Annotated in this window: 13 protein-coding genes; 4 read left to right on the forward strand and 9 right to left on the reverse strand. The window is 69.6% G+C overall.

Annotated elements, in window-relative coordinates; genetic code table 11:
• Nucleotides 1-124: 124 nt before the first annotated feature.
• The gene (locus HMPREF3165_RS03450; protein WP_176746989.1) at nucleotides 125-1,309 is read left to right on the forward strand and encodes a YwiC-like family protein; all 1,185 of its coding nucleotides are present in this window, start codon (nucleotides 125-127) and stop codon (nucleotides 1,307-1,309) included.
• 63 nt (nucleotides 1,310-1,372) lie between these two features.
• Here HMPREF3165_RS03450 and hisC read toward each other — a convergent pair whose 3' ends face one another.
• Nucleotides 1,373-2,530, reverse strand: a complete 1,158-nt coding sequence (gene hisC / locus HMPREF3165_RS03455; RefSeq protein WP_070510847.1) for a histidinol-phosphate transaminase — start codon at nucleotides 2,528-2,530, stop codon at nucleotides 1,373-1,375.
• A gap of 46 nt (nucleotides 2,531-2,576) precedes the next feature.
• Here hisC and HMPREF3165_RS03460 point away from each other — a divergent pair, with 46 nt between their 5' ends.
• Nucleotides 2,577-2,984 carry a phage holin family protein gene (locus HMPREF3165_RS03460; protein ID WP_070510849.1) on the forward strand — a complete coding sequence of 136 codons (408 nt, stop codon included), beginning with the start codon at nucleotides 2,577-2,579 and terminating at the stop codon, nucleotides 2,982-2,984.
• 164 nt (nucleotides 2,985-3,148) lie between these two features.
• On the opposite strand, the gene HMPREF3165_RS03465 is transcribed toward HMPREF3165_RS03460, so the two are convergent.
• The 3 genes from HMPREF3165_RS03465 to HMPREF3165_RS03470 form a co-directional block, all read right to left on the reverse strand.
• A complete protein-coding gene (locus HMPREF3165_RS03465; RefSeq protein WP_070510851.1) occupies nucleotides 3,149-4,957 on the reverse strand; it encodes a hypothetical protein in 1,809 nt (602 codons plus the stop codon).
• A 149-nt stretch (nucleotides 4,958-5,106) separates the two neighbouring features.
• Nucleotides 5,107-5,331, reverse strand: a complete 225-nt coding sequence (locus HMPREF3165_RS12700; protein WP_060956990.1) for a hypothetical protein — start codon at nucleotides 5,329-5,331, stop codon at nucleotides 5,107-5,109.
• A gap of 541 nt (nucleotides 5,332-5,872) precedes the next feature.
• A complete protein-coding gene (locus HMPREF3165_RS03470) occupies nucleotides 5,873-6,544 on the reverse strand; it encodes a class I SAM-dependent methyltransferase (protein WP_070510852.1) in 672 nt (223 codons plus the stop codon).
• 103 nt (nucleotides 6,545-6,647) lie between these two features.
• On the opposite strand from HMPREF3165_RS03470, the gene HMPREF3165_RS03475 reads away from it, so the two are divergent.
• Complete coding sequence (locus HMPREF3165_RS03475) at nucleotides 6,648-7,952, forward strand: C1 family peptidase (protein WP_070510854.1); 1,305 nt, start codon at nucleotides 6,648-6,650, stop codon at nucleotides 7,950-7,952.
• Between the two features lie 11 nt (nucleotides 7,953-7,963).
• On the opposite strand, the gene HMPREF3165_RS03480 is transcribed toward HMPREF3165_RS03475, so the two are convergent.
• From HMPREF3165_RS03480 to HMPREF3165_RS03495, 4 genes are all read right to left on the reverse strand, one after another.
• Complete coding sequence (locus HMPREF3165_RS03480) at nucleotides 7,964-8,356, reverse strand: very short patch repair endonuclease (protein WP_070510856.1); 393 nt, start codon at nucleotides 8,354-8,356, stop codon at nucleotides 7,964-7,966.
• A gap of 79 nt (nucleotides 8,357-8,435) precedes the next feature.
• A complete protein-coding gene (locus HMPREF3165_RS03485; RefSeq protein WP_070510857.1) occupies nucleotides 8,436-11,450 on the reverse strand; it encodes a Z1 domain-containing protein in 3,015 nt (1,004 codons plus the stop codon).
• A 3-nt stretch (nucleotides 11,451-11,453) separates the two neighbouring features.
• Nucleotides 11,454-12,446 (reverse strand): PD-(D/E)XK motif protein, encoded by a 993-nt coding sequence (locus HMPREF3165_RS03490; protein WP_070510859.1) that lies wholly within the window; start codon nucleotides 12,444-12,446, stop codon nucleotides 11,454-11,456.
• Nucleotides 12,447-12,449: 3 nt separating this feature from the next.
• Complete coding sequence (locus tag HMPREF3165_RS03495; RefSeq protein ID WP_256274903.1) at nucleotides 12,450-13,841, reverse strand: ATP-binding protein; 1,392 nt, start codon at nucleotides 13,839-13,841, stop codon at nucleotides 12,450-12,452.
• On the opposite strand from HMPREF3165_RS03495, the gene HMPREF3165_RS13660 reads away from it, so the two are divergent.
• A complete protein-coding gene (locus HMPREF3165_RS13660) occupies nucleotides 13,755-13,973 on the forward strand; it encodes a hypothetical protein (RefSeq protein WP_256274905.1) in 219 nt (72 codons plus the stop codon). The genes HMPREF3165_RS03495 and HMPREF3165_RS13660 overlap by 87 nt on opposite strands.
• Here the strand turns inward: HMPREF3165_RS13660 and HMPREF3165_RS03500 are convergent.
• Nucleotides 13,960-17,373 carry a DUF499 domain-containing protein gene (locus HMPREF3165_RS03500; protein ID WP_070510861.1) on the reverse strand — a complete coding sequence of 1,138 codons (3,414 nt, stop codon included), beginning with the start codon at nucleotides 17,371-17,373 and terminating at the stop codon, nucleotides 13,960-13,962. The genes HMPREF3165_RS13660 and HMPREF3165_RS03500 overlap by 14 nt on opposite strands.
• Nucleotide 17,374: the final 1 nt, after the last annotated feature.

Raw genomic sequence — 17,374 nt, forward strand, 5'->3', positions numbered from 1 at the left:
GACGCCGTCGGGGACAGGAATACGGTCCCCACACGCGCAGGATGTCCCCGGCTGGAAGAAAGTGTCCCCGGCTGGAAGAGAACGTCCCCAGCCAGCGCTGGGGGCAAGCGATTAGGGTGAGGGCGTGAGCCAGTCACGCCCGTCGAGGCCGTCCAAGCACCACGTCGAGCACCCCTCCGCGCACACCGATCCCCCGCGCCCGACGCCGGCCGCCGGATCGGCGGACTCCCCCGTGCCTTCCGCGTCCTCCGCGCCTGCCGGCTCCCCGACGAGCCCCGCGGCCGCGTCAGCTGACCAGGCCCTGACGCCGCCGGGAACCACCTCCGCACCATCGGACGTCACCGCGCCGCGCCGCGCCCCCTCTCAGCAGTCCCGCCCCGGCCCGCAGGACGACATCATGCTGGCCACCGGCAAGCCCCGGCAGGCCGAGCACCCCAAGCCGCCCACCCAGGAGCAGATCCGCCGCCAGCCCGGTCGCAAGGCTTGGGTGCCCAACCAGCACGGGGCCTGGTCGATGCTGGTGCTACCACCGATCGTCGGCTGGATCGTGGGCGGCTTCAGCTGGGTGAACCTCCTGTTCCTTCCCGCCTGGTGGGGCGGCTACCTCACCTACTGGTCCTGGTCGCAGTGGCTGCGCACCCGCTCGGCCCGCAAGCGCGCCCTCATCATGCTGCCGCTCCTGGTCTACACCGGCTGGACGGCCTCCCTGGCCCTCATCACTTTGCTGGTGGCGCCCTACCTCATCCAGTGGGCGGTACCTCTGGCACCACTGTTCGCCATCGCGTTGCACCAGGTGTGGCGCGGTCACGAGCGCTCCCTGCTCTCGGGGCTGTCGACGACGACGGCCGCCTCCCTCATGGCGGCCGTCACCTACAGCCTGGCGGTGCGCGGCGACGGCGGCTTCCTGGGCCTGGGGACACCGAGTTCCCCCCTTCCGGGGGCCTCCCCCAGCGGCGCCCTGACGGGCTGGCCCTGGATGTGGCTGGTCACGGCGCTGACAGCCGCCTACTTCGGCGGGACGGTCCCCTACATCAAGTCGATGATCCGCGAGCGCTTCAACTACACGCTGCTGGCCGGCACGGTGGCGGCGCACGCGGTGGTGGCGGTGGTGACGTGGTGGCTGGCGTCGTCGGGCATGCTGCCGTGGGGGCACGCCGTCCTGTGGGTGGTGCTGACGGTGCGGTCGCTGGTCATGCCGCTGTGGCAGTGGCAGCTGGTGCGCACCCGCCACCGCCCGCTGCGCCCGGGGACGATGGGCATCGTCGAGGTCGTCATGTGCGTGGCCTTCCTGGTGACCATCTCCGTGTGACCAGGCCTACGACGACGCCGTAGCCCGCCGCGCCCTGTCCGGCGGCACCCGCTCCGGCGGGCCTCAGTGCTCGGCGCGCCAGGCGGCTGCGGCGGCCAGGACCCTCTCGTTGTCCGACGTCGTCCCCACCGAGATCCGCACGCCCTCACCGGCGAAGGGCCGCACGAGGATGCCGGCGCCGCGGAAGTGCTCGGCCAGCGCCGTCGTCTGCTCGTCCACGCCGAGCCAGAAGAAGTTGCCCTGAGCCTCGGGGACCTGCCAGCCCTGGGTGCGCAGTGCCTCCACGACCCGGTCCCGCTCGGCGGCGACGGCGGCCGAGCGCTCGGCGGTTCGGGCCAGCTCGCCCTGGCCCAGGGCCGCGGTGGCGGCGGCCTGCGCGGGCAGGTTGACCCCGAAGGGCGTGGCCACCGAGCGGATGGCGGCGGCCAGGCCCGGCTCGCACACGAGGTAGCCCACGCGCATCCCGGCCAGGGCGTGGGCCTTGGAGAAGGTCCGTGAGACCACGAGGTTGGGGGCCCCGGCCAGGAGGGTGAGGGCATCACCGGCCCGCGGGTCGGTGACGAAGTCGAGGTACGCCTCGTCGATGAGGACGACGACGTCGCGCGGCACCCCGGCCACGAGCTCGGCCAGTTCCTCGGCGGTCAGGATTGTCCCGGTGGGGTTGTTGGGGGTGCAGGCCATGACCACACGGGTGCGGGCGGTGATGGCCGCCAGCATGGCGGGCACGTCGTGGCGGGCGTCGGGGGTCAGCGGGACGCGTACGGCCCGGGCGCCGGCGACGGCCACGCAGATCGGGTAGGCCTCGAAGGATCGCCAGGGGATGACGACCTCGTCGCCGGGTTCGCAGACGGCGTCGAGCAGGTGCTGGATGAGGGCGACCGAGCCGTTGCCGACGACGACCTGCTCGGCCTCCACGCCCCAGCGTCGGGCGAGGGCCTGCGTGAGGCTCTCCCCGGTCATCTCCGGGTAGCGGTTGACTCCGGTGGCGGCCCGGGTGATGGCCTCGATGACCGCGTCCTGCGGCGGGTAGGGCAGCTCGTTGGAGGAGAGCTTGGCGATCTGCGCCGCGGCGTCGTCGGGGCGGGCCCCGGGCACGTAGGCGGGCAGGGCGGCGACGTCGGGGCGGATGCGCACCGTCGTCGAGGGGTCGTCGTCCTCCGAGCCGTGGGCGGGGGTCGCCGGCTTGGGTCCGCCGGGCACTGGGGTCGCTGCAGGAGTCATACCTCCATCTTGGCACCGGTACAGGTTGCCCCGGCACAATGGCCCCATGGAGATCGTGGCACGAACTGTCGGAAATGCGGCCGGCCTGTGGCTGGCCACGCGCCTGCTGTCCGGACTGAGTGTGCCCGAGGGGTCGGGGGCCGGCCCGATGTGGCTGAACCTGCTGGTCCTGGGCCTGGTGCTAGCGCTGGTGAACTCGCTCATCAAGCCGGTGGCGAAGTTCCTGACCTTTCCGCTCTACATCATCACCTTCGGGCTGTTCGCCCTGGTGGTCAACGGCGCGATGCTCTCGCTGACGGGCTGGCTCACCGACCACATTGCGGCACTGGGAGCCGGCGGGTCGGTGCCGCTGGGGCTGGAGGTGGCCTCCTTCGGCTCGGCGGTGGTCGGCTCGATCATCGTCTCGGTGATCTCCTCGATCATCGCCGCGATGCTCGTGCGCCGCGAGGACTGAGGCCGACGACGCCGGAGGTGCGCCGGACGGCGCCGCTGATACCGGCCGGCTCCTCCCGACGTCACCCGGCATCGCCCAGCATCATCCGGCGTCGACCTCTGCCTCCCGGAGCAGGTCGGCACCCGCATGCCAGCACACGTCACCACCGTCATGACCTCATGCTCCTAGTGCTCGCCCGTCGTCTGCGGGCTCGGGGTGGGCCGGGGGTAGGAGGGTTGTGCCGAGGGCACTTTGCCCTGGTAGGTGGTGCCGCCCTTGTAGATCCCGTTGGGGTCGGTGTTGCGCTGGATCGCGAAGGTGTACTCGGTGGTGGTCGTCCCCTGCTCGCCGGCGCCCGAGGCGTGTGAGAAGGACTTGTTCCATTCGGCCAGCTCGGGAGCCTTGTCCTCCAGCCCTTCGGTGGCCTGGGCGTAGACACTGGAGGAGTGGGGGTAGCCGTTCGTGCTCATCTGGTGGGTGTCGAGCATGGCGACCTGCCGGTGGGGGCCGGTGGGTGTGGGGGCGGCATCGAGCCCCGGGACGGCGTCGCCGGTGTTCTCCAGGTGGAGGGCGTGGACGTCGTCGGGGATGTCGGCTCCCGCGGTGGGGGAGCCGGCGGTGAGGACCGTGGTGATGTTGTAACGCTCCTGGATGGCGGGGTCGGCGGCAATGTTGGAGACCGTGATTCCGCCCTGGGAGTGGCCGTAGAGGGCGACCTCCTCACCTGGCTGGATGCCGGCCTGGCGCATGGCGGTGACGACGCCGCTTTCCATGTCCGTGGGCGTGCCGCCCACGGCCTCGAGGTTGGTGAGCAGGTCCTGCGGTTCGCCGTCGCCGACGGTCCAGTCGGTGGTGCCGGGAACGTAGACGACCCAGGAGACTCGCCCGTCGGCGTGCTCGACCCGCTGGATGGAGATGACCCCGGCCTCCTCGTAGCCCTGCCCCAGGGAGTTCTTCGAGGACTGCACCTCCTGGCAGTGGGTGATGGTCTCGGAGATGCTCTGCGGAGACTTGGCCTCCTTGCCCTTGCCGGTCATACCGGGATTCACGGCACTGGCGAGCCCGAAGGGATCCTTGGCCGCGGGCGGGAGCACGGTGGCCCCGTTGCCGCCGACGGGGGTGACCGTGACGCCGCTCTGGGTCCCGTAGACCCCCGCCCCTATCGCGGCGGCGTTCGCACCCAGGACCATGGCGACGCGCTGCATGGGCGTCAGGCTCGTGGTGTCGACGGTCTGCGTCCCGACGGAGACCTGCCCGGGCAGGCGGTGCGTCGCCCAGGGGTCGAGGCGCTGGGAGACCTGCTGGAGGTAGGTCTGGACCGTGGCGGCCTCCCGCCCGGTCTTGGCGTTCTTGAGCCAGCGCGTCAGCAGGACGATCCTGACGAGGTCCTCCTTGACCCACTGCTCGGTGGTCGGGTCATTGAGCAGGAGCTGGAGGGCCTCGACGGCGGCCTGCCCGTCCTCGTTGTCCTTCACCAGCTCATAGAGCAGCCAGCTCGTCGCCGGTGAGGACGCCAGCAGAGTTGCGATCGTGGGGAACTGAGAGGCGATTGCGACGGACCCCAGCGCCATCTTGAGGAGACCGGAGTCGAAGGCCCGCACGTCCACGGGGCCCACCAGACCATTGACGGGAGTGGCTTTCCCATCGGCCAGGGTGTGGGCCTGGGAGCAGGCGGTGACGTCGGAGGCGAGGCCGCGCATGGTGTCGGCGACGTCCTGGAGCGAACCCGGCCCCATGCTCAACGCATCCAGGGCCTGAAGAGCGACCGACTTCTCCAGATCGAATCCACCCAGGATCGGGTATGGGACGCTGGGTGGGGATACCGGCGGAGCCGGCGCCTCATTCACTTCAGTGACCACGTTGGCAATAAGGGTTCGCGCGTCATCCAGAGTGCCTGCCGCCGAGGTGAGGCTGCTGGCCAGTGAGTCGAGGTCAGTCGTGTTCACGGAGACGGAGCCGCCCCCCACCACCACGGCGGGGCCCACACCCCACATGGTCCAGGTGTGGCCGCTATCTTGTGGGGCGGTCGAGGCGGGAGAAGCCGTGGGCTTCGGGGGCGCCGATGAAGAGGCCGGTGATTTCGTCGCGTGGGGATCCTGCTTCCAGACGGGGTACGGACTGTCCCCGTCCATGGCAACCGGGCTCATGACGAGCTTCCATCCGGTGAGTTGCGTAGCTCGATGACACCAACCTTGGACGAGGCCGTGTCATAGCGCGTCGCCAGCGCAGTCAGGAGACCGGAGACATTCGTGAGCATCGTCTGGCAGGCGGCGGAGTCCGCCCCCACCCAGCTGGCGGGGACTGACGTGGGGAACTGAGTAACGGCGGCGTCGTAGTCCGCCCTGGAGCGTGACAGTGAGAATGACATGACTCGACGGTAGGGCGCCCCGAAAGCGGCCGCAGCGCACGCTTTCAGCCCTGTGGATCAGACCTGCACTCCGGCGCCTGTGGCCCCCGGTGAACCGCACGTCCTCGTGCCACGTACCGGGAAAAGGCTCGACGAGCTGACAGCAGCCAGGCCTCAGACTCGCCTCCTCAATAAAGGACTCGGCCCGCGGTCCGGTCTCCCGAACCGCGGGCCCAAGCCTCGCGAGGTCCTCCTGCTACCCGGCTTCCCATAAGGCCGGGGAGGCAGGACCTCCTTCACCAGAACGTCCGGTCCGGGCTCCCTAAGACCCGTTCCAGACTCGGAGACCTGCCAGTCATCGGGCTCCCCAACCCTCGTGACCGGTTCCGTCCGGCGGCAGTAACTATGTAACCCACCGATCCTGAGCGGACCCCCCGAATTCCCCTATGAACACGCTGAGAAATAGGCGCCATTCCGCCATTTCTACGTAGTGTGCACCACATTCCGGCGATCACCCAGAATATTCCGGCACTTCTTCAGGGCCGTTCCCACGGCTTGTCCATCAAACCGAGGCCGGCGGCCTGCGCAGGCACACGACGGCATCGGCCCGGTGCCTCTCCTGGCCGTCGGGCCCCGTGACCTGCCGGTCCCGCTCCTCGCCGACGACGACCTCCCAGCCGGCCGTCGCCTCGGCCAGGCCCTCGAGGAGCTCGGCGGCCGTGTAGGTGCGGGCGTGGTGGGTGTGCCAGGGCGGGTTGACGGCGTGCACCGCGGTGAGCAGGTGCCCGCCAGGGGCGACGCGGGCGGCGGCGTCGGATAGGAGGGCCATGAGGTCCAGGGAGCCCGGCTCGTGCCCGCCGTGGACGTAGAAGCTCGTCACCAGGTCGAAGGGTCCGGCCGGCAGGCCGTCTCCGGCGTCGTGCACGCGGCCGGTCACGCGCGAGGCGACCCCGAGCCGCTCGGCCTGCCCGGTCAGGCGCCCGATGGCGGTGGCGGACAGATCCAGCCCGACCACCTGCCAGCCGCGCTCGGCCAGCCACAGGACGTCGGCGCCCTCGCCGCAGCCGATCTCCAGGGCGGTCCCGGGGCTCCAGTCGGTGGCGAGCTCCGTCAGCCAGTCGTTGGGGCGCCCCGACCAGAGCTGCTCGACCGAGGCGTAACGCTCCTCCCAGCGGGAGGCGGAGTGAGCGGCGTCGGACTGCTGATCGGAGTGCTGCTGGCGGGGCTGAGTCATGACTGGATCCTACCGATGCCGGGTCACCCGGCAGGCGGTTCGGTGACGGCGCCCGGCGGCCCGGCGGGGACGCGAGCGCTCCGCCCGATCTATCCTCTGCCTCATGACAATCGACACCTCCTGGGTCGCCCAGCGCAATGCCGCCTTCCTCGCCGACCCCGCCGCCCGCCTGGCCGGCAACGCCGTCGCCACCACGGACGTGGAGCAGGTCTCCCTGGACCGGACCACGGTGACCGCCATCGACACCTCCGTGTCTGACCTTGTCCCGGACGCCTCGATCACCGACCAGAAGCAGTCGGGACGCTGCTGGGCCTTCGCCGGCCTCAACGTGCTGCGCGCCTCCATGCTCAAGGAGCTCGAGCTCGACTCCCTGGAGCTGAGCCAGGCCTTCCCCTTCTTCTACGACAAGCTGGAGAAGGCCAACGCCTTCCTCACGCGCGTCATCGCCGAGGCGGACCGCCCCCTGGATGACCGCGAGGTCGTCGACTCCCTGTACTCCCCCATTCCCGACGGCGGCTGGTGGCCGGAGTTCGCGCGTTTGGTGGCCAAGTACGGGATCGTCCCGGCCTACGCCATGCCGGACACGGTCTCGGCCGGTAACTCTGAGGCGATGAACGAGCACCTGGCCACGCTGCTGCGGCGCACGGCCCTGCGTCTGCGGGCCGCGGTGGCCGACGGCGTCGACCCTGAGCCGCTGCGGCTCACGGCCCTGGAGCAGGTTCACCGGATGCTGTGCATCCACCTGGGGACCCCGCCCGAGGAGTTCGTGTGGCAGTACCGCGATAAGAACAAGGAATTCCACCGGGTCGGGACGCTCACGCCGCGACAGTTCGCGCAGCGCTATGTCACCGGGGTGGAGGAGTTCGTGGTCGTGGCCCACGACCCGCGCCCGGAGATCGCGGTCAACACGCGCTACGGCATGGGCCGCAGCGACGTCATGGTGGGCGAACCGGTCCAGGATCACGTCACCGCCGAGCTCGAGGTGCTCAAGGCCGCCGCGATCGCCGCGATCCAGGACGGCGAGCCGGTGTGGTTCGCCTGCGACGTCGCCAAGCAGCGGGACAAGAAGGCCGGGATCTGGGACGCCGCCCTGCATGACTACGAGGGCCTGTACGGGGTGGACCTGTCGATGACGAAGGCCGAGCGGCTGGTGGCGCGCGAGTCGGCGCTCACCCACGCCATGTGCCTGACCGGCGTCGACCTGGTCGACGGCGCTCCGCGGCGCTGGCGGGTGGGGAACTCCTGGGGCGACAAGTTCGGGGACAAGGGCTTCCACACGATGAGCGATTCCTGGTTCGACGAGTACGTCTTCGAGGTCGTCGTGCGCGCAAGCCGTCTGCCCGAGGAGGTCCGCGCCGCCCTGGAGACCGAGCCCATCATGCTGCCCAGCTGGGACCCAATGGCCTGAGGGGCGGCGGCTCACACGTGCCCGTTGGGCTCTTCGCCCTCGTCGAGGGCCCGGACGATGAGTCGCACGGCCTCCTCGGGAGGGACGTGCTCCCAGATCCGCAGCACCGTCCACCCCTCCGCCTCGGCCATCGCGGTGGTCTCCCGGTCCCGTTCGATGTTCCTCGCGAGCTTCGGGCGCCAGTAGTCGGCGTTCGTCACCGGCACCGTCGCGTGCTCGGGGCACCCGTGCCAGAAGCAGCCGTCGATGAATACGGCCAGGCGCCGGCGGGTGAACACGATGTCCGCCCGCCGGCGCCTGTTGCTCCAGGGCGCCATGTCCACGCGGTAGCGCAGGCCCCTAGCATGCAGCAGTCGCCGGATCGCGAGCTCGGGCTTGGTGTCCCGGTGCATGTTGGCACGCATGGACCTGGCCACGCCCGGCGTCGACGCCCAGGACGGGGCCTCGGCCCGTCCCGGTCGCCGCGGCTGCGACCTCTCCGGCTCAGTCGGTGTCGACGACGGGGTCATTGCTCCGATCCCTGCGTCTGACACTGAAGGCGATACTCCCGCTGGGGGCGGCCGCATAGGGAAGCGCCAGGGAGAAGAGCGTGGCGGTGTCCGCCACGGTCATCGTCTCGGGCATACGGCTCGGGGTCCTCTCGGCACCGTTCTTCGGGTCGGCGGCGAAGGTGAGGAGCATGGCGCCACGGGTACTCGTCCGATAGGCGATGGCGGCGTCGTGCTCTCCCGCGATCCTGTCCTTCGAGCGGGGCTTTCCAGCGATGGTCTCGATGGCGTCACGCTGTCGGAAGGAGCTTCCGGAGAATCCTCCACGGGTGCCACCGCGGCGGGTCCGCTTGAGCATCGGGATCCGAAGCCCGTCGACCGTCTTCTCCGGCGTCCCCTTGAGCATGGGGAGGAGAACAGCCCAGTCCTTCAGCTTCCCACCGGCCATGGCACGGCGGATCATCTCCAGGGTGGGTTCGAAGTCGAACTGCTCCATCCATGAGAAGCCCTCCAGAACCGTGAGCATCTCCTCGGCGGTGACGACGGCGACCCGCCCGTCGAACTCCCCTATGCGCTCGGTCTTCCGGTCCCAGTACTCGAAGGACTCGATCGGTCCGAACAGGTCGTGCTCGAACCACGGCCGGACGAGTGCGAAGTGCTTCGCGTTCGTTTCTCCGCGTCCCCGCTCGGGCTGCCGCGGGAAATCGTGAAGCTCGCCACCGATCCCCTTGAAATCGAGCTTGGCGTTGTACATCTTGTTCCGGCTCGTGGGGAGCAACCACGGCAGCTGCTGGAAGACGAGCGGCGGAACCTCGATGGGACGGAGGAGCGGACGCCCGTCCTCGCCGAGCCCGGCGAAGGTCTCGAGCTGCTCGCGGAACTGCTCCTCATCCCGCATGATCGCCCCGAAGGCCTCGTAGAGGTCATAGGTCGTCTTGCCGGCCCCCTTGACACTTCTGGCCATGTACAGCCTCACCAGATCAGGGTATCCACGCCTGTAGCCGAACCACCGCCCCATCTGCATGAGGGCGTCCCCCTGAGTCGACCTGCGCTTGAAATAAGTGATGGTCAGCCCCTCGAGGGTGAACCCCCGACTGAGCTTCGTGCCGCCGACGAGGATTCGCCAGACCCGATCCCTTTGGAAGTCGACCTGGTTGTACTGCTGGTCCTTGTCACCATTGACGATGACGACCGGGTCAGTGCCACCGGCCATGACGAGGTCGAGCACCTCACCGATGAATGGAGCCACGTCCTCGAAGGATTCCGGAAGGGGTAGGTCGTCCTCCCACTGCCGGGCGGCGGAGACGACGGCGAAGTCCTCATCGAAGAGCTTGCGCAGCGCATCATTCGAGGCGGGGGACCCGTATCCCGCCTGCTGCCACAGGCGACGGATCCGATCCCCGAGCTCGGCGTGCTCCGTCTGCTTGACGGACTCGTGCACCAGCATCGTGTGGTGGCGGAAGGCACCCTCCAGCGAGGGTCTTCTCGTCGCCCTCCACAGCTTGATCGCCCCGGTGAGCACGAAGGCGTTCAGGGCCTCGCGCAGCTCCTTCTCCACACCCTGCGGATCAGTGTCGTCATCACCGCGCAGACTGCGGACGAAGGCCTTCTCGTTCGAGACGGCCGGATCGTCCTTCTCCTCATCCGTGAGCTCCTCGAAGTCGTGATAGGCCCGACCGCCCCGGTACGCCTCCGGGGCGCTCAGGCTCACGATGAAGTCGCGGGGGAAGATGTCCTCGGCGTCCTCCGGCGAGATGAAGACATTGGCGAAGGGAGTCGCGGTGTAACCGACGTACTGGGCCCGGCTCAGCCTGCCCATGAGCTCAGCGATGAGCCGGTTGATCGCGGTGCGCTCCTTCCGGGTTCCGACGCTGTCCGGTTTGACCGTGTTGACCGAGGCCTGATCGGCCTCGTCGTCGATGATGAGGGTGGGGAGCTCGGCCGTCCGGGCCTTGATGCGTCGCAGATCGTTGACCAGTTTGCCGAGCACGGTCTTGTTCTTCTTGACGACGGCGATGCGCACGTCGGTCCGATGGATGTTGTCCGGGTGCCACATCGGCCGGCCGGGGTTGCTGAGCTCATACCCGGCTCGCGGATCGAGGGCGTCAAGACCGGCCTTGAGCATCTTGTAGTCGTTCTTGGCGCCGGTCAGGCGACGGATGGCCGGAACACCCGTTTCGGTGAATCCGGGACCGTAGGAGACGAATCGCCCCGCCTTCCAGTCGACGTCGTCGGTGCTCACGTAGTCGACGTCCTTCAGGAGGTCCTCGTCCTCCTCACTGATTCCCCCGAGGATGTTCTCCCTCCCGATGAGCTCCATGTCGAGTCGGCGCTGGGTCTGGGAGCGCAGGATCTCCACGGTTCCGGTGAGCACGATGATGAGCCGGTAGCCCGCATCGATGGCCTTGGCGATGACACCGGTGAAGTTGGCGGTCTTGCCGCTCTGAACGTGACCGACGACCAGCCCCTTCGACTGGTAGGGCTCAGCCCCCGAGGGGTCGGCGAGTCGTCCGACGATGTCGGTGGTGGCCGAGTCGATGCTCGCCACTGCTTCAGGCGGCAGTCTCTTCTCCAGCAGTGACCGGTAGCCGTCCCAGTAGAAGTGGTGCGCCCGCCGCCGCTCCTCGTCGTACCAGGGTGTCCAGTCGGGGGCGAGGATGGCCTTGGTCCGATCGACGAAGACCGGGAAGGCCTCGTTGATGCGCGACGCCACGTCGTCGTTCACTCCGAGCCGCTTCATGACGACCGCCCGCCGTTCAGGGGTGCGGGCGGCGGTCCCGTCAGTCCAGGCGGCATCCTTCTCCGCATCCCACTCGCTGAGCCGGAGGTGGAACTTCGTTCTTCCCGGGGCGTTGCGCTCCGCGCTCAGGATGAGGTCGGGGATCTCCTCTCGGGCGATGACCTCGCCGACTGCTTGAAGGTACGCCGAGACGATGCCGTGCAGATCCATCGGCACGTTCATGCCGTCGAGCGCCTGCTTGAGGGCCTGGTCGTACTTGTCGATGCTCATGTCTCAGTCCTCGTGCGTGGGTGCGGCGGCGAACTCGGCGGGTGCGGTCCCCTCGGGTTCGAGGTCGGTGACGTCGATCCGGTAGTCGATACTGCGGACCAGCTCGGGGCGGGTCACGATCCGGGAGAGTCCTGCGGAGGTGATCGCTGGGAAGACCTCATCGACGGTGTAGAAGCGCGGTTCACTGCGGACCAGGAGGCGCGTCGTGTAGAGCCGGTCGGCCTGGGCGTCCTCCCATCCGCAATCGGTGAGTCTGTCGTCGAAGACCGTGCGCCCGGACCGCAGCCGCCGGCGAATGCGCTCGATGAGCTCGGGGAGGGTCTCCCCGTTGCCGGCCGCACCGGCCCCCGTCACCTGCACCGACATGAGATGCAGTGGCCGCCCCGGCGTGGGGGTCAGCTGGCCGAGGCCGTGGATGACGTGGATGCGTCGCTCACTGCGGGTGGTCTTGACCTCGACGTCGGCCTCGCCGAGAACGAAGTCGTGCTCCTCTGCCCGCGGCCCCAGCCAGGCGGCCAGAGCCTTCGTCTCCCCGACTCCGTCGATGAGCCGATCGAGGGCCACCAGTTCACCGAACAGCCCGATCTCCTGGTCCTCGCTCAGCCTCGGTGCGCGCGCGAGCAGTCCTCGGAAGGCGTCGAGCGCCACGTGGAGCGCCCGCTCCAGGTCGTCGCCCTGCTGGAGCTGGTCGGTGACTGCTTGGAGGAGGGAGTAGGCCTCGTACTCGATGCCCTTGGCCTCGACGGTGACGCGGAACCAGACGGTCTCGTCCCCCGGCTCCTCGACGATGTCGGTGCGGATCATCCGGTAGGCGGAGACGTCGATGTCCGAGCCCGTCGCCGGTGTGCGCAGCGTCAGCTCCCCGCGAGGCGGGTCGATGCCCAGGACGCAGAGGGGCTCCTCTGCGAGCCGCTGCTCAGCGGGGTGCCCGGCGTCGAAGTAGGCGGCCAGGGTCTCCGGGGTCAACGCGTTACGGTCATCGGGATGCTCGTTCATCCTCTACTCCTTCTGGGCACCGCGACGCCGGAGCTCGTCGGCGAGGGCGGTCTCGATGATTCTCTCGAAGGCCTTGATCTCACGCCTCTCCCGCCCACCCAGGTAGGCCCCCTCGAAGAAACGCGAGTAGAGCAGGAACACGAGGGTCTTGAGCAGCGGGGCGTCCTGAGGGTCACTGCTGGTGGAGAACACTCGCCGGTGGCGCTCGTTGATCTTGAGCAGGCGCTGCTCGTGGTCCACTTCGACCAGGCCATTCTCCGGCAGGCGCTCCCACCGGATCCTGATGGGTTCGGCGTCGGCGAACTCGACGGAGTCCTGGATGGCGTCGTAGACGTCCCGGCTGAGGCCTCCGCGCGGCTCGACCAGTCGGATCGGGCGCGGCTCCCTCCGGCGCCCCTCAGTGGCCGCACTGCGGGCGGAGGCGAGGAGCGCTGAGAAGGTTCCGATGTCCTGCCCCACGGAGGCGTGGACGGCCCGCCCCATCTCCGGTTCCAGGACGACGCCGCTCTTCTCCGGGTTGATCCGGACGACGTCGAGCAGCGCGTCTCCGACATCGAGGGAGATGCGCAGGTTCGCGTAGTCCCTACCGCCGTCGATGATGGAGTTCCAGCCGCCCAGCTGCAGCAGGCGGTCATTGCGGTAGACGTACAGTCCCTGACCGCCCTCGGCCGGGGAGAGCCTCCGCGAGACCTCGACCCCCGGGGCCTCGAGCACGGCGCCCTTGAGGACGACGGCGGTCAGGTCGAAGGGGACCTCGCCGACCTCACCGGCGAGTCGGTACGGATGCGCGGCAGAGGCATCCAGGGCAAGCGGATCGAGGGCCCGCACTCGTCTCACGGACCCCGCCCGTCCCAGGCCGAGGTCGTACTCGTCGACGGCGATCTCGACGTCCCCCCGGGCGATGATCCTGTGGAAGACGAGGCCGAGGTGACCGCGGATGCTCTCGACGAGTCGGCTGAGCCAGGAGCGCCGCTCATCCCGGTCCGGCGCGACCACCGCGGCACGGAACCCCCGCCAGCGGACGACGGTCCCGCTCAGCGGCGCGGCATCGGTCATGCGCACCAGGGGCCCCTCGAGGGCCTCGCCCACCTGACCGTCGTCGAGGCTCTGCACGAGGGTGGGCTCCTCCCTCGTGATGCGCCGGCCGACGGGAACGCCCCCGATGGCCCGGGCGTAGACATCGAGGGTGTCGGCCTGGCTCAGGGAGGCGGCCTTCAGTCCGAGCCCGTAGTGGCCCAGGTCCGTCTCGCCGTAGTCACGACGGCGGGAGAGGGCCATGGCTGCGTCAATGCCGGCCTCGTCCATGCCGTGGCCGTCGTCGATGACGAGCATGCCGGTGACGTAGTCGTCATCGGTGAGGATGCGGATGCGTACCTGCGAGGCGCCTGCGTCGATGGAGTTGTCGACGAGGTCGGCGAGCGCCGTGGGGGGCTCGTGATGGGCTCCCAGGGCGTCGCGATGGACGGGTCGGGCGGAACGGTCCGGGAGGAGACCGCGGCGATGTCCTCCATGGTCACCCCTCGGTGAATCGGCCCGGCTTGAGACCGAGTGTGCGGGCGTTCTCCGCGACCGTGCGCACGGTGTCGGCATCGAATCCGTTGTAGCGGGTCGCGTCGATGACGACCTCGATGTTGAGGCTGTCCGCGCCGCCGGCTTTCAGGTGTGCGATGACTTCATCGGCCAGCAGCATGAGCTGGGCGGCGATATCCTTCCCAGGGTCCAGCTCGGCCACTCCCTCGAATCTCGAGTTGGCGACGGGCTGCGGCTCGGGTGCCAGAGGGACGGCGCGCCCGCCGCGGTGGGAGCCGGATCGGGTCGCGGTGGCGTCGGGAGCGGCGCCCGTGTCATCGGCGGGTCCGGGCTCGCGCGACTCCGCCGCCGCGGCAGTCCTCCGCTCCTCCTCCTCACGGCGGCGCTGCGCACGGGCGAGCGCGGGGGCGACGAGGAGGGTCGTGTCGGTGATCCTCGGCGCCTCGTCCTCCCGCGGGAGGCGCAGGTCGAGGAAGTCGCCCCGCTCGGTGTCGTAGTCGGCGGCGAGGGCGAAGCCGACACTCTCCCAGCCGATGTCATCCATGACGGAGGCGACGGCCTTCTCCAGCACCCTCCGGTCCCGGAGGCGCGGCATATAGGGGTAACGGGTGAAGTAGGACCACAGCTCGCCGACGGTGATCCTGCCCCCGTTCCATCGGGCACGAAGGTTCATGCCCCCGAGCTCAAGGGCCACGGCCGTCGGGGTGATGTCGGTCAGGACGATGTCCTGCTTGCCGAGCCTGAGGCCGGCGCGCACGGCGATCCGCTGCTCGTCCCCCTCGATCTTGACCGGCTCGATCTTGAAGGGGCGGCCGCCGTCGTCCTGGACGGGGTGGAGCGCCCAGATCCACGCACCCGCCACGGAGCGCTCGGCGACGCTCTGAGTGTCCCGCCTCTTCTGGCGTGCCTGCTCGGCCTGGCTGGCCGTGAGGTCGTGGTCCCGGATCGACTCCTCCTTCGCCATCTCCGACCACGCCATGTGGATGCGCAGCGCCTGCTCGGCCTCGGCCCACCGCCCCTCGTCAGGGGCGACGGCGATGACGGTGTTGACATGGTTGCGGGGCGCGGAGCCGCGATGGTGCAGGAGCTCCTCGGTGAACTCCCTGCCGGGCCCGGTCACCTGCGAACTCCGCCCGTTCCTGGCGGCGACCGTGCGGTCCGGACCGAGGATGACCAGTGTCGTCTCCTGCTTGTCGGGGACGTCCCCGGTGGATGCCGGGGCGACGATGACATGGGCGAACTCGCGGGCACCCGCCGCCATTCCCTTGAGCATGTCGACCGCCTCCCGGGCGACGTCGGCGGCGTCGAGGGAGGCGGCCCGGTCGACGACCATCCGGTTGATCGACGGCTGCCGGTCGTACCAGCTCCGGGTCCCCTGGTTGTAGACGTAGGTGGCTCGGTCGGTGAGCATCTGCAGGGAGGAGCCGAAGTTGCCCAGGGTGTCCCCGGGCATGGCCACGCCGAGGAAGAGGCGCTGACGGTCGATGCCCTTGTGGGCGGTGTCGAGGGTGGCGGCGGAGCCAAGGAACAGGGTGCGGGCGATGCGCCGGGTCAGTGCCCGTCGTCCGAACAGCTCTCGTTCCCGGTCGATGCGCAGGGGGGTGGCGTTCTCGCCGTCGATGTCGGTCTCGATGATAGTGCGCCAGGCGTCGTCGAGGTAGCCGGCGATCTCGTCGCGGACGGCGTCGTCGTCGAAGGGGATGGAGCCCGGCATGATGAGGGGGGCGTCGTCGTCGGCCTGGACCAGGGAGTGGACCACGGCGCTCATGAGGCGCAGGACGCCGCGGGTGCGCTGGAACCGCTCCAGGGAGGACCAGTCGCCGTAGAGCCGGTCGAACAGCTCGGGGTGAATGGGGTAGGCCTCGCGCAGCCGCCGCTCGTAGTCCGGCTGGAAGGTCTCGGAGGGCAGCTCGCCGCGCTGCCCCCGGTAGTAGTCGACGAACCGCTTGATGGTGGCGTCGCGCTTGCGGAGGGCATCGGCATCGAGGTCGGTGAACAGGCGCCGACGCACGATCTCGAAACTCTCCCCGGAGGTGGCGGGACTCCAGTTGTGGGCCACGCGCCCGACGACGTGCTGGAGCCGCTGGAGGGCCTCGCGGCCGCCGTCGCCGCCGATCTCGAGCTCGGAGGCGCGGGTGACGGTGCCGTCCTGGCGGATGTCGGAGGCGGGGATGGAGACGAGGAGGAGGGCCCCGGGGGTGCCCTGGACCGCGGCGGTGAGCTCCTGGGCGAAGGTGAACTGGGTGTCGAAGCTGCCGCCGGTCAGGCCGTCGCGCCGGTACAGGCCGCGGGCGTAGGCGACCCACTCGTCGATGAGGATGAGGGCGGGGGTGTGGCGGCTGATGAGGGTGCGCAGGGCGGCACCGGGGTTGGTGCCGGTGCGGTCGGCCTGCGCGATGAGCTCGTGGGCCTCGGCGCCGCCGAGCTGCCAGGCGAGCTCGCCCCACAGGGTGTGAACGACCGTTCCGTCCGGCTTGGTGGTGGGCTGCCCGGGGGAGATCTCGTTGCCGACGATGGCGACGCGCCTGACCCCGTCGGGGATCTCCGTGCTGGCGAGCAGCTCCTGGACGTCCTGGGTGAGGTCCTTGAGGGGGGTCGGACCGGCCAGGTGCCAGGCGGCGAGCATGGAGTGGGTCTTGCCGCCGCCGAAGGTGGTCTGAAGGTTGATGACGGCCTGGGCGTTGGGGTCCCCGGACAGTCTCCGGGCGGTCATGGTCAGGAGGGTCTTGAGCCCCTCGGTGAGGTAGGTGCGCTTGAAGAAGCCGGCGGGGTCGCCGTACTCCTCGCTGCTCTCCCCGTGGGCGACCTGGTGCAGGTCGGCAGCGTACTCGGCCTGGCCGTAGCTGCCGGAGACGATGTCGGGGTGGGGGCGGACGACGTCCTTCCAGGGTGCGAGGCCGTTCTCCCCGAGGCCGGGCATGGCGACGGCGCTCGCCCGGGTGTCGCGCCTGGTGGCGGCGTCGAAGGTGGAGTGCAGCGCGTCCCTTTTCATGGCGCGGACCTGGTCGGCCTCGGCGGGGGCGTTGATGGCCCGCAGGAGGCGCTCGGCGGTGTCGAGGGCGCGGTAGGTGTCGTCCATGCTGAAGGGGCTGTTGTGCGCCCATTTGTTGCGGACCTCGCGCAGCTCGCCGGCGAGGTTCTGCTCGCCGCGGGAGAGGATCCCGCTGAAGAGGAATCCGAGGTTCCCGATGCGTTCGGTGATGATGCGCAGCTGGCACTGGGGGTCGGAGGGCTCGTAGGTCCGATCCGGCCTGCCGTCCTTCCAGGCGAGGAGGTCGGTCCAGGTGCTGGCGGCGGGCAGCTTCGGGGCGACGGCGACGGCGATCCAGGGCTCCAGGGCCCCGGAGAGGATCTCGATGGCCCGGCCGATGCGGTCCCGGTTGGAGGTGGCGGACATG

Origin of the sequence: Actinomyces sp. HMSC08A09 (genome assembly GCF_001807465.1) — a bacterium.
GTDB classification, from domain to species: Bacteria; Actinomycetota; Actinomycetes; order Actinomycetales; family Actinomycetaceae; genus Actinomyces; species Actinomyces oris.

Bases quoted from the DNA above. Each gene is read 5' to 3' on its own strand.
- HMPREF3165_RS03460 (WP_070510849.1), top strand. From the start codon at position 2,577: ATGGAGATCGTGGCACGAACTGTCGGAAATGCGGCCGGCCTGTGGCTG.
- HMPREF3165_RS03485 (WP_070510857.1), bottom strand. From the start codon at position 11,450: ATGAGCATCGACAAGTACGACCAGGCCCTCAAGCAGGCGCTCGACGGC.
- HMPREF3165_RS03500 (WP_070510861.1), bottom strand. From the start codon at position 17,373: ATGTCCGCCACCTCCAACCGGGACCGCATCGGCCGGGCCATCGAGATC.
- HMPREF3165_RS03490 (WP_070510859.1), bottom strand. From the start codon at position 12,446: ATGAACGAGCATCCCGATGACCGTAACGCGTTGACCCCGGAGACCCTG.
- HMPREF3165_RS03475 (WP_070510854.1), top strand. From the start codon at position 6,648: ATGACAATCGACACCTCCTGGGTCGCCCAGCGCAATGCCGCCTTCCTC.
- HMPREF3165_RS12700 (WP_060956990.1), bottom strand. From the start codon at position 5,331: ATGTCATTCTCACTGTCACGCTCCAGGGCGGACTACGACGCCGCCGTT.
- HMPREF3165_RS03465 (WP_070510851.1), bottom strand. From the start codon at position 4,957: ATGTGGGGTGTGGGCCCCGCCGTGGTGGTGGGGGGCGGCTCCGTCTCC.
- HMPREF3165_RS03470 (WP_070510852.1), bottom strand. From the start codon at position 6,544: ATGACTCAGCCCCGCCAGCAGCACTCCGATCAGCAGTCCGACGCCGCT.
- HMPREF3165_RS03480 (WP_070510856.1), bottom strand. From the start codon at position 8,356: ATGCGTGCCAACATGCACCGGGACACCAAGCCCGAGCTCGCGATCCGG.
- hisC (WP_070510847.1), bottom strand. From the start codon at position 2,530: ATGACTCCTGCAGCGACCCCAGTGCCCGGCGGACCCAAGCCGGCGACC.